At 64.7% G+C, this 15150-nt stretch carries 13 protein-coding genes and 1 pseudogene; 9 read left to right on the top strand and 5 right to left on the bottom strand.

Annotated elements, in window-relative coordinates; genetic code table 11:
• The first annotated feature begins 279 nt into the window (after positions 1–279).
• The 3 genes from AC5RT3_RS15255 (at position 280) to AC5RT3_RS15245 (ending at position 2247) form a co-directional block, all read left to right on the top strand.
• Positions 280–1251, top strand: coding sequence for a DnaJ C-terminal domain-containing protein (locus AC5RT3_RS15255; protein WP_494124587.1), 972 nt, complete (start codon positions 280–282; stop codon positions 1249–1251).
• Positions 1252–1266: 15 nt separating this feature from the next.
• Complete coding sequence (locus AC5RT3_RS15250; RefSeq protein WP_494009823.1) at positions 1267–1692, top strand: heat shock protein transcriptional repressor HspR; 426 nt, start codon at positions 1267–1269, stop codon at positions 1690–1692.
• A gap of 168 nt (positions 1693–1860) precedes the next feature.
• Positions 1861–2247 carry a hypothetical protein gene (locus AC5RT3_RS15245; protein WP_494124626.1) on the top strand — a complete coding sequence of 129 codons (387 nt, stop codon included), beginning with the start codon at positions 1861–1863 and terminating at the stop codon, positions 2245–2247.
• 69 nt (positions 2248–2316) lie between these two features.
• On the opposite strand, the gene AC5RT3_RS15240 is transcribed toward AC5RT3_RS15245, so the two are convergent.
• Positions 2317–3726: an aldehyde dehydrogenase family protein gene (locus AC5RT3_RS15240; RefSeq protein WP_494124586.1), complete on the bottom strand. Its 1410-nt coding sequence runs from the start codon at positions 3724–3726 to the stop codon at positions 2317–2319.
• A 175-nt stretch (positions 3727–3901) separates the two neighbouring features.
• Positions 3902–4645, bottom strand: coding sequence for a FadR/GntR family transcriptional regulator (locus AC5RT3_RS15235; RefSeq protein WP_494053086.1), 744 nt, complete (start codon positions 4643–4645; stop codon positions 3902–3904).
• A 68-nt stretch (positions 4646–4713) separates the two neighbouring features.
• On the opposite strand from AC5RT3_RS15235, the gene AC5RT3_RS15230 reads away from it, so the two are divergent.
• The 6 genes from AC5RT3_RS15230 (at position 4714) to AC5RT3_RS15205 (ending at position 11826) form a co-directional block, all read left to right on the top strand.
• Complete coding sequence (locus tag AC5RT3_RS15230) at positions 4714–6015, top strand: ABC transporter substrate-binding protein (protein WP_494124585.1); 1302 nt, start codon at positions 4714–4716, stop codon at positions 6013–6015.
• Positions 6012–6998 (top strand): carbohydrate ABC transporter permease, encoded by a 987-nt coding sequence (locus AC5RT3_RS15225; RefSeq protein ID WP_494053088.1) that lies wholly within the window; start codon positions 6012–6014, stop codon positions 6996–6998. The genes AC5RT3_RS15230 and AC5RT3_RS15225 overlap by 4 nt, the downstream gene beginning before the upstream one ends.
• Complete coding sequence (locus AC5RT3_RS15220) at positions 6995–7831, top strand: carbohydrate ABC transporter permease (protein WP_494053089.1); 837 nt, start codon at positions 6995–6997, stop codon at positions 7829–7831. Before AC5RT3_RS15225 ends, AC5RT3_RS15220 begins: the two co-directional genes overlap by 4 nt.
• Before the next feature lie 10 nt (positions 7832–7841).
• Positions 7842–9029, top strand: coding sequence for a mandelate racemase/muconate lactonizing enzyme family protein (locus tag AC5RT3_RS15215; protein WP_494053090.1), 1188 nt, complete (start codon positions 7842–7844; stop codon positions 9027–9029).
• Between the two features lie 127 nt (positions 9030–9156).
• Entirely contained in the window at positions 9157–10623 is a 1467-nt protein-coding gene (locus tag AC5RT3_RS15210) for an aldehyde dehydrogenase (NADP(+)) (RefSeq protein WP_494053096.1), read from the top strand.
• 21 nt (positions 10624–10644) lie between these two features.
• Positions 10645–11826 (top strand): fumarylacetoacetate hydrolase family protein, encoded by a 1182-nt coding sequence (locus AC5RT3_RS15205; protein WP_494124625.1) that lies wholly within the window; start codon positions 10645–10647, stop codon positions 11824–11826.
• A gap of 106 nt (positions 11827–11932) precedes the next feature.
• On the opposite strand, the gene AC5RT3_RS15200 is transcribed toward AC5RT3_RS15205, so the two are convergent.
• From AC5RT3_RS15200 to AC5RT3_RS15190, 3 genes and pseudogenes are all read right to left on the bottom strand, one after another.
• The gene (locus AC5RT3_RS15200; RefSeq protein ID WP_494053092.1) at positions 11933–12763 is read right to left on the bottom strand and encodes an endonuclease/exonuclease/phosphatase family protein; all 831 of its coding nucleotides are present in this window, start codon (positions 12761–12763) and stop codon (positions 11933–11935) included.
• A gap of 62 nt (positions 12764–12825) precedes the next feature.
• Positions 12826–13572, bottom strand: a pseudogene (locus tag AC5RT3_RS15195) (aldehyde dehydrogenase family protein); the annotation flags it as partial.
• 120 nt (positions 13573–13692) lie between these two features.
• Complete coding sequence (locus AC5RT3_RS15190) at positions 13693–14718, bottom strand: ATP-dependent 6-phosphofructokinase (RefSeq protein ID WP_494124584.1); 1026 nt, start codon at positions 14716–14718, stop codon at positions 13693–13695.
• Between the last annotated feature and the right edge of the window lie 432 nt (positions 14719–15150).

The following is a 15150-nucleotide window of genomic DNA, read 5'->3' as shown; positions in this document are numbered from 1 at the left end:
GCTGCTCCCGATGCTCGCAAGCTCGCGTCGGGTCCCTCGCAGCCGTGGGCCCACCGCGCAGCCACGCCGCCGCCCCCTATCCGGCCTCCGCGCCGGCGGTCATCTCGCCTAAGGTGAGGTAACCACAAAGCTCGCAGCGGTACAGGGGCCCCGGGAGTGGCATCGGGCCTGCCGGAGCGTGGCGGCTGGGGTCCGCAAGGACCCAGCCGCCACGCGTAGGGGCGGGGGCCCCTGTACCGCGGAGAGCTGTTAGTTAGAAGACTTTGAAAGGAAACGCCATTGGCTAGCCAGGATTGGGTGGACAAGGACTTTTATAAGATCCTTGGTGTTGCCAAGGACGCTTCCGACGCCGATATCAAGAAGGCTTACCGGAAGCTGGCCCGAGAGCACCACCCTGACACCAACTCGGGGAACACCGCTTCCGAGAAGAAGTTCAAGGACATCTCCGAGGCGTACTCGGTGCTTTCCGATCCCGAGGAACGCCAGCAGTATGACGCCATCCGTGCCATGGGTGGCGGTGCCCGGTTTGCTCCGGGCAGCGCCGGCGCGGGCAACGGCGGGTTTGAGGACCTGTTCGGCGGCCTCTTCACCGGCAACACGGGACGGCATGCGGGCGGGTTCAACCCCTCCGCCGGCGGCATTCCGCCCGAGTTCGCCGACCTCTTTGGTGGCGGCTTCGGCCAGACCGGCTTCCAGCGGACCCCGCAGAAGGGCGCGGACCGTACCGCCTCCACCAGCATTTCCTTTGCCGGTTCCATCCGCGGCACCACCATTGGCCTGCGGGAACCCAGCGGTGAAGTCGTCGACGTCCGGGTTCCGGCCGGCATCAAGGACGGGCAGAAGGTGCGCGTCCGCGGCAAGGGCCAGCCCGGCCCCGCCGGCAACGGCGACCTGGTGGTGTCCGTCTCGGTCCAGCCCCACCCGTTTTACACGCGCGACGGCGACAACCTGCGGATCCACGTCCCCGTCACCTTCCCGGAAGCCGCGCTGGGCGCCGACATCGAGGTGCCCACCATCGACGGCGACAAGGTGCGGGTCCGTGTTCCGGCCGGGACGCCGTCGGGCCGTACCCTGCGGGTGAAGGGCAAAGGCGTGAAGACCTCGAAGGTTACCGGCGACCTGCTGGTGACCATCGACGTCGCGGTACCGAAGAACCTGAATAAGGAAGCCGAAGCCGCGGTCAAGGCCTTTGCCGATGCCACAGCAGGTGCGGACGTCCGCGAGGGCCTGGCCGCCAAGGCCCGGCTGTAGCAGCGGAGGTGTTCGGTGGACATCAATGCGGACCAGCCCATCTTCGTGATTTCGGTGGCGGCCGAGCTGGCGGACATGCACCCGCAGACCCTGCGGCAGTACGACCGGCTGGGCATCGTCAAGCCCAGCCGCGCGCCGGGAAAGTCCCGCCGGTACTCGCAGCGGGACGTCAACATGCTGCGGGAGGTGCAGCGGCTGTCCCAGGAAGGCGTTTCGCTGGAGGGGATCAAGCGCATCCTGGAGCTCGAAAACCAGGTGGCCGCCCTGCAACGGCGGGTCTCTGAACTGACTGAGGAACTGGGCCGCCGGCCGCAGCCGTTCGACTCCCGCATTTTCGCCGCCGGCGCGGCCGGGGACGTGGTGACCTTGGCACGCGGCCAGCGCCCCCGGCCCCGGTCGCAGGCCGTGGTGCTGTGGCGGCCGCGCGCCATCGGACAGTAGATAAGTACTCGGCTGAAGGCCCGGGCCGAAATTCGAGTACCCACTACTCGTGCCCCGTCCGCCCCCGGAAACTTCAATGGAACCATCGCTGGATCAGCAGTGGTTCCTAAGTTTCTGGGGGTTTTTGATGTGTGGTTCTCAGCTTAAGGCCCGGCCGTGAGCCCGGGGATGGAGTCGGTGGCCGCGTTCAGCGGCTCGGTTCCCGGCCAGGTCCTGCTGGCCATCGGGCAGACCATCGTGGTGGTGTGCGTGTGCTTCGACATGGTGCGCGCCCTATCCGTTCCGCGGTCGCACCGGCGGTACGTCGCCAGCACCGTGTTCCGGACCCTGGCCGTCCCGTCCCTCATCGCCAACGGCCTCACCGTGCTGATCGCCCTGGTGGTGGCGTCCTGGGTGGACGTGGTCATGGGCATGTTCGTGCTGGTGGCCATCATCTTCCGGCTGCACCATGACAAGGACGAGGACAACTGGTGGAAGGGCAAGGGCAAGAAGCTGGCCCGCTGGGCCCGCCGGCAGTTGGCCGGCCGCACCTCCGCCGCCCCGGCCCTGGGGTAGCGGCATCACCCAAAAGCCCGGGAGCCCCGCACAGCAGCAGGGATGCGGGGCTCCCGTCTCCAACGATTCCTAGCCGTTGATCACCTGGGGGACGCCGAGGTGCTTGAGGCCTTCGACGCCGAATTCGAGGCCGTAGCCGGACTGCTTGGCGCCGCCGAAGGGGATGCGGGGGTCCACCGCGCCATGCCGGTTGATCCACACGGTGCCGGCCTGGATCCGGGTGGCCACCTCGCGGGCAGCATTAAGGTCTGAGGACCAGACCGAGGCGCCGAGGCCGACGTCGAGGGCGTTGGCCTTTTGCACTGCTTCATCAATGGTGCTGTAGCGGATGATCGGGAGGGCGGGGCCGAACTGTTCCTCGGCCACGAGCGGGTTGTCGTTGTCGATGTCCGCCACGAGGGTGGTGGGGTAGAAGTAGCCGGGCTGGTTGGGGTCCGGGTTGCCGCCCAGGAGGACGCGTGCTCCGGAAGCCTTGGCTGCCTCCACAAGGTTCGCGACGACGTCGTACTGGGCCTTGTTCTGCAGCGGGCCCAGGACGTTGGTCTCATCCAGGCCGTTGCCCATGGGCATGGCCTTGGCGACGGTGGTGATTTCTTCGCAGACGGCGTCGTAGATGTCGTCATGGACGTAGAGCCGCTTGAGGGCGGCGCAGGTCTGCCCGGTGTTCAGGAATGCGCCCCAGAAGATGTCCTCGGCGATGGCCTTGGGGTCGGCGTCGGGCAGGACGATGCCGGCGTCGTTGCCGCCGAGCTCCAGGGTGAGGCGCTTGACGGTGTCTGCGGAGGATTTGATGATGGCGCGGCCGGCGGCGGTGGAGCCGGTGAACATGATCTTGCCGATGGCGGGGTGGTCGGTGAGCCGGGCGCCGACTTCGCGGCCGCAGGAGACCACGGAGAGGATGCCCTCGGGAAGTTCCTCGTTCAGGACCTTGACCAGGGCGAGGACGGAGAGCGGGGTGTTGCCGGAGGGCTTGACCACGACGGTGTTGCCCATGCGCAGGGCGGGGGCGATCTGCCAGATGGCGATCATCATGGGCCAGTTCCAGGGACCGATGGCCGCGACGACGCCGATGGGCTTGTAGTGCAGTTCGGCGCGGGTCTCGCCGTCGTCAACGATCGTTTCGGGTTCCAGCGGCAGGCCGGCGGTAGCGCGGAGCCAGGCCACGCAGGCGCCGACTTCGAAGCGGGCGTTGGGGCCGTTGAGGGGTTTGCCCTGCTCGCGGGAGAGCAGCTGGGCGAGTTCCTCGGCGGAGCGTTCGACGGCGTCGGCTGCTTTCAGGAGTGCGGCGGACCTCGCCTTGTGGCCCAGGGCCGCCCACGCGGGCTGCGTCTCGACGGCGGTGGCGACGGCCTGCTCCAGGAACTCGAGGTCATGGATGGGGGCCTCGCCCACGGCTTCGCCCGTGGCGGGGTTCAGGATGGTCCGGCTGGGACCGGACGTGGGCGTGATGGACACGAGGAGCGCATCGTAGGTTTCCAAGGGATACTCCACTTCGAGTAGGCAAGGACGCCAGCCGGGCGGCGTAGCGGGTTACCCCCAGTGTGGTTTACCGTCCCGGCTCTGCTCTTGTCTTTTGGCGCAAGGCCCTTGGCATGGGAGGAACAGGCTGCGCGTGGTGGGCCGCTGACGAAAGGCTTCCCATTGCAGTCCAGTCCTACCCGGCGGGCGTTCTCCGGGCACTGACGCCGGGGAGAGCTGCGGGCTCGGTAAACGCCGGTTCTCCGCTGGTCAGGTCCTGATCGGATTCTCGAATCGCGTATCTCATGGCTGCCTCTGCTGCCTCTGGGTCGCCGGCTTCGACAGCTTCCAGCACGCTCCTATGGTCTGGCACGGGATCGAGCCAGGCCGCGCCAGGGTGGTGTTGAATCCGGTTACGGGCGTTGAGGGCGTGGACGATGACCACGTCCAGGCGCATCATCAGTTCATTATGTGTCGCCCGCAGCAGGTGAATGTGGAAATCTTGGTCCGCGGCGGCGAGCCTTTCGATGTCCTGCCCCGCGGTCTCGAACTCAGCGAACGAGCGCCTGAGCGCCTCGATGTCCTCCGGTTTTCGGTACTGCGCAGCCAGCCTGGCGGCGGCCGGTTCAATAACATCCCGCAGCTGGGACAGCTCGGCAAGAAGCCGGTCATCGTCCCGGCGCGCCGAGCGCCGCCACATGATCACGTCGCCATCGAGCAGCTTCCAGGCTGCGCGGTCGTTCACGATCGTGCCGCGTTTGGGCCAGGAGTCGATCAGTCCTTTTTCCCGGATGGTGCGCAGGGCCTCCCGGATGGCGGTCTTGCTAACGCCAAGCTCAGGTTCAAGGGAGTCCACATCGATGCGCGCCCCCGGGGGGTAGTCACCGCGCACGATGCGGAGTCCAAGCATGTCGACGATCTCGGAGTGCAGGCTGGCCATACGGGCTACTTTACCTTGCTTCGGGGCCACTATTGCCTTTATACCTATTATTAGTAATATATAGCCAGATGTGGGGCAGATCACCCCGCCACCTACGAAGGAGTAGCAATGTCTTTACGCCATCCCGCCGCTCGAAAGCACTCTCCGCTCTGGCTGTTGTGGCCGCGGGAGCTCTCGTCCTTTCCGCCTGTTCGCCCTCGCCGGAGGGTTCGTCGGCCAATCCGCAGCCGGCGACAATTACTTTCGCGGCGTCGACACTTGGTGACCCTGGCCGCGGTCCAGGCCTGCAGAAGCTTATGGACGAGTACAACGCCAGCCAGGACGTCGTCAAGGTTGAGCCCGCATCGATCCCGTTCCCGAGCTTCGGGCAGACCGTGCTGACCCAGATGGGCGGAGGCGAAGGGCCGGACGTCGTCCGCTTCGACATGCCCGAGTTCTCGACAGCGGCGTCCTCAGGCCTGCTCGAACCGCTCGACGACCATATCGACGCGGAAAAATTGAACCTCATCCCTGGCCCGGACAGGTACCTTACGGTTGATGATCACCGCTACGGCGTCGTCTTCGAGAACTCGAATTACGGCATGTTCTACAACAAGGACCTCATCCCCGAAGCGCCCAAGACGTTCGAGGAGTTCGTCCAGACGGCAAAGGATACGACCAAGGGAGATGTTTACGGTCTTGCCTTCCGCCAAACCCAGGCGGAGGAAGCCGGCGTATGGCAGGACATCTTCAACTATGTTCTGGGCTTCGGCGGTGACTGGTCCGACGGCGAGAAGCTCACCATTGACTCGCCCGAGGTGATCGAGGGCTTGAAGGCATACCAGCAGCTCTACGACGCAAATGTCATCCCGAAGGGTGCCGACGCCGCGACGTTCCGCAAGATGTTCGCCAACGGCAAGGTTGGAATGGAACTGAACAACGGCGGTTATGTCACTGCCACCAAATCCGCCAACGCGAACCTCAACTTCAGCGTGGCACGCATTCCCTTCCCGGAGAAGAAGCAGGGCGCGTTGCTGGCTCCGATTACTATCAACGCCAACAGCAAGCACAAGGATGCCGGCTTGAACTTCATCAACTGGCTGCTCGAACCCGCCCAGCAGGTCAAGCTGCAGGAAGTACTGGGCGCCAGCAGCGTTGCCACTCCGACAGAGCGAAGCGCTGAGAGCCTGGAGAAGTACCCGTTCCTTCCGGCACTGGATGAGTTGACCGATTCTGGGGTTCCCCAGATCGTGAACGGCTTCGGTCCGCAGACAGCCGACATCCGTCACATCGTGGTGAGTGAGGTGCTGGCCGCACTTCAGGGTCAGCAGGACATGGCGACTGCAATGCAGAAGGCCCAGAAGCAGGCGGAGGAGCTGGTCGGGCGATGACTGAACCAAGCAGGGGACCGCGCCTTCTGGTGCGGTCCCCGGGACCGACCGGAGAGCCGGCCCCGGACACCAATCGCAGAGGGAGCAAACGCCGCCGCAGGAGCGCGGTTGGCAGCCCCTGGACGCCGTACCTTTTTCTGGCCCCCGCCATTCTCTACATCGTCGTCTTTCAACTGGTCCCGCTCCTGCAGGAAGTCTGGCTCAGCTTTACGAGGACGACCCTGCTCAACCCGAACAATAACGTCTGGGTCGGGTTGGCGAACTACCAATCCGTCCTGGCAGATCCTGCTTTCCGCCAGACCCTTCTCACAACGCTGATCTACGTCACAGCATGCGTCGTCGGCGCAGTGGGCCTTGGCCTGCTCGTTGCCCTGCTGCTGAACGGGCGGTTCCCCGGCCGTGTTGTGGCCCGCTCGCTGGTAACCGTGCCGTGGGCGGCGCCTGGCATTGCAGTTGCCCTTATCGCGACATGGATGTTCAACCCGCAGTTCGGTATCCTGACACGCCTGCTGCGGGGAATAGGAATCGACCCGGGTCCGAACGGCATCCTTGACAACCCGCAGCTGGCGCTCGGGGCGATCCTTGTCACCACTATCTGGCAGCTGGTGCCGTTCGTGGCGGTTGTGCTCCTCTCGGCCCTGCAAGGAGTTCCGCAGGAGCTGGTGGAGGCAGCCCAGGTCGATGGCGCCGGGCGGTGGATGACCTTCCGTGTGGTGACCTGGCAGGTCCTGAAACCGACGGTCGGCTTAGTCGCGGTACTCATGACCATCTGGTCACTGCGTCGCTTCGAGCTGATCTGGCTGATGACCCGGGGCGGACCGCTGGGCTCCACACGCACCCTCGTGATCGACCTCTACTCCCAGGCGTTCGAGTCCAAGCAGCTGGGGACGGCAGCAGCCATTGGCATGGTGGGCATTGTCATCTCCCTGATCGTCATCGTCGGTAGTCAACTGGTCGCCCGTGCGGCCGCCAAGGAGGCATGATGGGCCGCATACGCTTCGGGGTGACAGCCCGTACCCTCGCCGTTCTCTTCGTCCTCGGGATTTCAGTTTTTCCCATCTACTGGATGTTTGTGACCGCTCTGGCGCCTGACGACGTGCTTTTCGGATCATCTTCAATAAACTTGCTTCCCGACTTCTCCCGGTTCGGCGTCTTCGCAGACGCACTCGCGGACGGCCAGGTCGTCGGCTGGCTGCTCAACAGCTTCATCGTTGCGGCGGGGACAACTGTTCTGTCCATCGGACTGGGGATCCCGCTGGGCTACGCCCTGTCGAGATTCACCTTTCGGGGCAAGGCTGCGGTTGGCCTGGCGCTGCTGTTCACGCAGATGCTCCCTGAAGCCCTGCTGGTTGTGCCGCTGTTCGCCATCTTCCGGCGGTTCGACCTGCTGAATTCGCTGCACGGGCTGATCCTGGCCGACACAGCTTTCACCCTTCCGGTTGTCGCACTGATCCTCAAGGGCGCCATCGACGGCGTTCCCCGGGACCTGGACGAGGCGGCGCGTGTTGACGGCAGCCGCCCGCCCACCGTCCTCGCCCGCATCATCCTGCCGCTGATCGCGCCAGCTATCGCGGCCGCCGCGGTCATCGCTTTCTTCAGCGCCTGGAATGAGTACGTCTTCGCAGTGACGTTTGTGTTCGACAAATCGCTCCAGCCAGCTTCGGTTGGTGTGGCTGGCTTCATCGGCGAGCAGGACACCTCAATCCAAAGCATCATGGCCGTCGGTCTGCTGTTTACGCTTCCGGCCGTCGCCTTCTACCTGTTCGCACAACGCTATGTCGTCAGCGGTATGACCGCCGGCGCTGTTAAGGGATGACATTCCATCTATGAAAATCACCAATCTCGACACAGTTGTGGTCGACTTCTACCGGACGAACCTCATCTTCGTCTGCCTGCACACCGATTCGGGACTCACCGGGGTCGCAGAGGCAACCCTCGAAGGCCAGGAGCACGCCGTGCGCGGCGCCGTCGCCGTCCTCGCCGACGCGGTACGCGGCAAGGATCCCACTCGGATCGCCCACAACATCTACGAGCTCAATCGCGACGCCTACTGGCGCGGCGGGCCCGTGACCATGACCGCTCTCAGCGCCCTCGAAATGGCAATGTGGGACGTTTCCGCCCGCGCGTTGGACGTCCCGGTCCACCGCATGCTCGGCGGCCAGGTCCGCGACAGGGTCCGCGCCTACGCCAACGGCTGGTTCTCAGGAGCCAAAACGCCGGAGGACTTCGCGGACGCCGCCCTGCAGACAGTCGCCCAAGGCTTCCGCGGACTCAAGTGGGACCCTTTCGAAGCCGCTGACCTCACCCTCGAACCGCGGGATCTGCGGCGCATGCTCGAGCCCGTCGCCGCTGTCCGTGAGGCAGTAGGCGACGACATTGAGCTGTTTATCGAAGGACACGGCCGCTTCGACGTGCCCACAGCCATCCGCGTTGCCCGCGAAATCGAGCAGTTCCAACCAGTGTTCTTCGAAGAGCCATGCCCGCCGGATGGTATAGATTCGCTCCTGGAGATACGCTCCAAATCGCCAGTCCCTATTGCAGCAGGGGAGCGCTGGTTCGGACGGAACACTTTCGTTCCCGCCCTGGCACGGAATGCGGTTGACTACGTACAGCCGGACGTCACCCATGCGGGGGGCCTGCTGGAGCTGTCATTCATCTCCACGCTCGCCGCAGCCCACTACATCCCGTTCGCACCCCACAACCCGAGCGGGCCGCTCAGTACCGCGGCAACACTCCAGTTGGGCGCGATGCTGCCCAACTTCCGATACCTGGAAATCATGGCCTCGGACGTACCGTGGCGAAGCGAGATCTCCAGCGAGCGCCTCCAGTTGACCGAGGAGGGTGACATTCTCATTCCTGGCGGCGTCGGACTGGGTATCGAACTCGACTTCGACGCGATTGCTGAGCATCCGTACACGCCGCATCCGATGCGGATCTTCAAAGACGCAGTTGCTGACATCCGGCCGCCGGATGCCCGCTCCTACTTCAACCTCGAACGCACGCCGGCCCTCTGACCGAAAGTGACCCGAAGGGGCGCCGGCGCACGTCCTTGCGCCCCTGTCCGGAGGGCTCAAGCCATTGGAAATCAGCAAGGCGGCAGTGAATTTGGGGCCGTTGCCCCGGAAGGAACCAACGATGAGGATGACATCACCTGAGGCGACAGATCAGCAGATCGTTGACGCTCACCGGGCGTTTGAGCAGGCGAGAGATGTTGAGCCGGGAATTCGGGCCCGCTGGTTGGAGGCTATCGCGGCTGCACTGGAGACCCACGCGGACGAACTGGTCTTCCTTGGGCGCCAGGAAACTCACCTGGAGGAAGGCCGGCTCCGCTTTGAGCTGAAGCGATCCGTGTTTCAGCTCCGGCTTTTCATAGCGGAAATAATGCACGGGGAACACCTGGACGCAACCATTGACCATGCCGATCCTGGCTGGGGGATGGGTCCCAGGCCGGACATACGGCGCTACTCCGTGCCGCTCGGCGTCGTCGGTGTTTTCGGCGCCTCTAACTTCCCCTTTGCCTTCAGCGTCATGGGCGGAGACAGCGCGTCAGCCCTCGCGGCCGGGTGTGCGGTGGTGCACAAAATCCATGAGGGCCACCTGAACCTGGCTGTGCGGACCGGCGCCATCGTCCAGGATGCCCTTGAAGGGGCAGGCGCGCCCCACGGGCTTTTCTCCACGATCGCTGGCCGGCAGGCAGGGGAACTATTGGTTGATCACCCGATGGTGAAGGCCATCGGCTTTACGGGGTCAACGGCCGGTGGTAGGGCCCTCTTTGACCGGGCCTCGCGCCGCCCGGTTCCCATTCCATTCTTTGGGGAATTGGGGAGCATCAACCCTGTCTTCGTCACCGAGCAGGCATGGAGTGCCAGACAGAACGAAATCCTCGCCGGCTACGCGGCATCCTTCACCTTGGGCATGGGCCAGTTCTGCACAAAGCCCGGGCTGCTGTTCGCCCCGGTGAACGACATCCAAGAGCTCGCTGGGTTTCTGCACCAGGAACTGGCCTCGAAACCGTCAAGCCCCCTCTTGAGCCCGAAGCTGCGGGAAGGTTTCGACAAGGCCCTGAACTCAGTACGTGCAACGCCCGGCGTCCAGGTCCTGGTGCCCGGGGACGAGTCGCTGGCTCCCCGGCCGACGGTGCTGCTTACCACTGCTGAGGACGTCCACCAGCGCCCGGGAATCCTGGAGCAGGAGATGTTCGGGCCTGCCACGCTGGTGATCGGCTACCAACAGGGCACTGACTTGGCGGGCTTGGCCCGGCTCTTGGATGGGCAACTCACCGCCACCGTGCAGGCAGAGCCCGACGAAGACGTCACTGAACTGTTGGTGGAGTTGCGGGAGCGGGCCGGGCGGTTGCTCTGGAACGCGTGGCCAACGGGGGTAACTGTCTCGTACGCCCAGCACCACGGCGGCCCCTATCCGGCCACCACCGCCACCACTACCTCCGTCGGAACAGCAGCGATTGGTCGCTTCATGCGTCCCGTCGCCTACGACTCCTTCCCGGCCCAGCAACTTCCAGCGCCGCTGCAGGACAGCAATCCATGGGGCGTCCGACGAAGGGTAGACGGATTCTGGGAACCAACCGCTAAAGGTAAGGACATCAAATGATCAACGAGGCGTCACGGGCAGATCCTTCCGGCTGACTGGGAGGAAGCCGTTCTTATTGGGCGCGTCTGGGATCCCGTCTCCGAGGGTCCCCGAGTGGTCTCTGTCCGCGGTGACGAGGTTTTCGATCTGACGCCCGAGATCCGCACTGTTGCCGAGCTGGTGGATCACGAGAACCCGCTGGAATTCCTTCTCCCCAGGGCTGACGCTCCCAAATGGGTCCTCCCGGAACTCATAGAAGCCTCTTTGGAAGGGGACCGCAGCAGACCTCATCTGCTGGCCCCGATTGACCTTCAGGTGATCAAGGCCTGTGGCGTGACGTTCGTCGAGAGCATGATCGAGCGTGTTATCGAAGAGCGTTGTGGCGGTGACTTCAACCGCGCGGTAGAAGTCCGAAAGACTGTAGCGGACGCCTTGGGCGGAAGCCTGGACTCGCTACGGCCGGGATCTGAAGAGGCGCAAGAGGTCAAGAACGTCTTGACGGGGCAGGGCATGTGGTCGCAGTACCTTGAGGTCGGACTCGGCCCCGATCCCGAGGTGTTCACGAAAGCCCCCGTCCTGGCATCAGTGGGATTTGGTTCCGGTGTGGGCATCCCCAGCTTTTCCTCCTGGAACAACCCCGAGCCTGAGCTCGTGCTCATCGTCGACTCTGCCGGCAAGATTCGAGGTGCAACGCTTGGAAACGACGTCAATCTCCGGGACGTGGAGGGCCGCAGCGCGCTCCTGCTGGGCATGGCCAAGGACAACAACGCATCCTGTGCCATCGGTCCGTGGATCCGGCTCTTTCACCAGGACTTCACGCTGGAATCCCTCCGCGAAGAAGAAATTACCCTCACGGTAGAGGGACAGGACGGTTACCGGTTGGAGGGCCGCAATAGCTTGGCCCACATCAGCCGCCCCTTCGAAGAGCTGGTCAAAGCGGCTCGAGGCAAGCATCACCAATACCCTGACGGCTTCTCCCTCTTCACCGGAACACTCTTCGCACCGACGCAGGACCGCGGCACAGAAGGGATGGGCTTCACCCATAAACACGGGGATATAGTCACCATCAGCAGCCCCCAGCTTGGGGCGCTGATCAACCAAACCCAAAAGACTGAGGACATGGAGCCCTGGACGTTTGGTATCAACGCGTTGTTCAACTACCTCTCCGGGCTGGGAACCGAGACGGCGAGAATACACGCCGCAAGCACCCAGCCCATTGCCTAATGACCGTGCCGGAAGGCTGCGCAAGCAGCCTTCCGGCATTGGTAGTACTCCTCCGGATGTAACTTCGGCGCTCAGCGCTAGTCAGTGAAGTCCAGGAGGATCCTTTTTAGTAACGGATGTCAGCCTGCAGCCCGTAGTGGTCCGAAGGATAGGTGCCAGCCACCGGGGTGGTGCCCAGCAGGGCTGCTGCCCTCGGATGTCCGGCTCCACCCCTTCGTGGTGCGGCGGTGAAGATATAGTCGATCCGCCGGTCCGGCCACAAGAGCTGGGCTGCCCATGGATTGGTATTGGACCACGTGCTGCCCGTTATGCCCGGTGCCGCCACTTCCCAGGCATCGTAGAAGGACAAACCAGGAACCGGTGCTGCCGCTCGGCCCGTCATGAGGCGCATTTCGTCGCTGTCGGGGTCGGCGTTAAAGTCTCCGCAGACAACCAGGGGAGTCCGCTCATCCTGTGCCGCGTGCAGGTGGGTGATCAGTCCGCGTACCGCATCCTGCCGTGCCTGGCTCTGGTCCAGCCACCAGGCGTCCATCACCACTCCGTACACGTGGAGCGGTCCACGCGGGCCGTCCACCTGGACGTACTGCACCCGCAACGCACCAAAGCTGAAGCCGGCAGCATCGGCAACCGGCCATCTGGACAAGACGGCAACGCCCGAGAGCGCTGACTCGTCCTCCTGAGCCGGAACCCCGCTAAAGGCGTGGTACGGCAGCCGCAGAGGTCCGGCCAGCCTCGCGGACTGGCTGTCGTCACCCTTCGCCCAGGACTCCGTCAGCACAAGAAGATCCGGCTTTGCCTCCAGCAGGGTGGAAGTTATCGCCGCTTCACGCTCCTGCCAGGGGCCGTACAGGCCCCACACATTCCAGGTGACCACACGGGCGGTGGTCGTGATCAGCTCGCCGTAAAAGTCCGGCGGAATGTCCAGGTGCTGCGCCATCCATCCATCCTGCCCGCACGCCGCGGGGATCGCCAGAATCCCTGGGGCATGCGGTGCGGACGTCAGCCGGCGTAGGGGTCTGCGATGCCGATGTATTGGGTGGTGGTGTATTCGGCAATTCCTTCTGATCCGCCCTCGCGGCCGAGCCCGGATTGCTTCACGCCGCTGAAGGGGGCGCCGGCGTTGGCGATGTTGATGGCTTCTTGCTCGGTGGTGACGGGGGCGACGGGTCCGAAGATTTCCTGACCGAGGATGGCGGCGTCGTTGGGGACGTTGGCGAGGACGGTGGGATGGTAGAAGTAGCCGGGCCCGTCCACGGGTGCGCCGCCGGTGACCGCTACTGCTCGGGCGTCGACGGCGGCACTCACCAAAGCGTGGACGTCCTCGCGGGCGCCGGCGTCGATGAGCGGGCCCACTTGGGTGGCTGGATCGGTGCCGCGGCCGGTGGCCAGGGCGCCCATGGCGGCGGCGAACTTCCGGGTGAACTCGGCGGTGACGGTTTCGTGGACGAGGAAGCGGTTGGCGGCGGTGCAGGCTTCGCCCATGTTCCGCATATTCGCCGCCATGGCCCCTTCGACTGCGGCGTCCAGGTCGGCGTCCTCGAACACGATGAACGGTGCGTTGCCGCCGAGTTCCATCGAGGTGCGCAGGACATTCTGGGCGGCGTCGGCCATCAGCCGTTTACCGACCGGGGTGGACCCGGTGAAGGAGACCTTCCGCAGGCGGGAGTCCTTCAGCAGAGGCCCTGAGATCCCGGACGCAGAAGAAGACGAAACCACGTTGAGGACGCCGGCGGGCAGGCCACGCTCCTCGGTTCGGTCCCGGTGGCAGGTTTGGTGTTACATTGACGCTGCAACCATGCTGCTCACCCCAGCCCGCCCCTCCCAGGAGCGGGTGGACGCTCACTGGTTCTCTTCCCAGTGCTTGCCCTAGCCGAACAGGGCTGAGGCTTCGTCGTAGCGCTTCTGCGGCACGGTCTTGAGCTGGCCCAGGGCGTCCTGGAAGCCTACGTGCTCGATGTCCGTTCCCTTCAGGGCCACCATGGTGCCCCAGTAGCCTTCCACCACGGAGTCGATGGCGGCCATGCCGAGGCGGGTGGCCAGGACCCGGTCGAAGGCGGAGGGGACGCCGCCGCGCTGGATATGGCCGAGGATGGTGGCGCGGGTTTCGATGCCGGTCCGGGCTTCCAGCTCGGGGGCCAGCTGGTCGGCGATGCCGCCCAGGCGGGGACGGCCGAAGGTGTCCAGGCCGCGTTCGGAGTGCGGGGTTTCCATGTGCTCGGGAACAAACCCTTCGGCCACCACCACCAGCGGCGCGCGGCCGCGGGCGTGGGCTTCCTTCACCCACTGGGTAATCTGCTCGATGCTGAGCTTCTGCTCCGGGATGAGGATGGCGTGCGCACCGGCGGCCATGCCGGCGTGCAGCGCGATCCAGCCCACGTGCCGGCCCATGACTTCGGCGATCATGCAGCGGTGGTGGGATTCGCCGGTGGTGCGGAGCCGGTCGATGGCTTCGGTGGCGATTTGCACGGCGGTGTCGAAGCCGAAGGTGTAGTCGGTGGCGTCGAGGTCGTTGTCCACCGTCTTGGGGACGCCGACGATCTTCAGGCCGGCGTGGGTGAGGCGCTTGGCGGCGGACAGGGTTCCCTCACCGCCGATGGCGATGATGGCGTCGATGCCCAGGCGGTCCATGTGGGCCTTGATGACCTCGGGGCCGCCGCCGTTCTCGAACGGGTTGGTGCGCGAGGTGCCGAGGATGGTGCCGCCCTGCTTGGCGATGCCACGGACCATGGTGCGGGGGATCTCAATGATGTCGCCCTCCACCACGCCGCGCCAGCCGTCGAGGAATCCGACGAACTCGTGGCCGTGGATGGCGATGCCTTTCAGCACGGCGCCGCGGATCACCGCGTTCAATCCGGGGCAGTCGCCACCGCTGGTGAGGATTCCAATTTTCATATTTGGCTCAAATCTGCGTTACGTGGCTCCTGCTTGGGGCTGTGTCTACTTGGCCTGGCGATCGGGCCTTGCGGCGAGAACGGCGAGGTCGTGGATGAGCTGCCGCAACTCGCGTTCCCGACCGCGCGAGGGACGGATTCGATCTGCCGGGACCTGTCGACGGGGCGGGGCGGGGATAGGAGGCATGTCCTTGGGCGGCCCGACGGCTGGCGGTTCCACAGCCGAACGATTATCAGCACAGTCCGCCTGATTCATCGCGACCTCACCTCACTTACGAGTCAATCTGCTGGCCCGGCATCTTCGAAATGTGCTCAGATCCAGCCGAGCCCGCCTGAGCCGTGTACTGCCCGCGGTGGTGTTTTGTGCGGGCAGTACACGGTTCGGGGTGGGGTTATGCGATGGCTTCGCGGAGTTCTTTTGCTGCCAGGGCGG

This window comes from Arthrobacter sp. Y3221159, assembly GCF_059089885.1.
The sequence above is the reverse complement of the archived record's forward strand: the minus strand, read 5'-3'. Positions and strand labels throughout refer to the sequence as shown.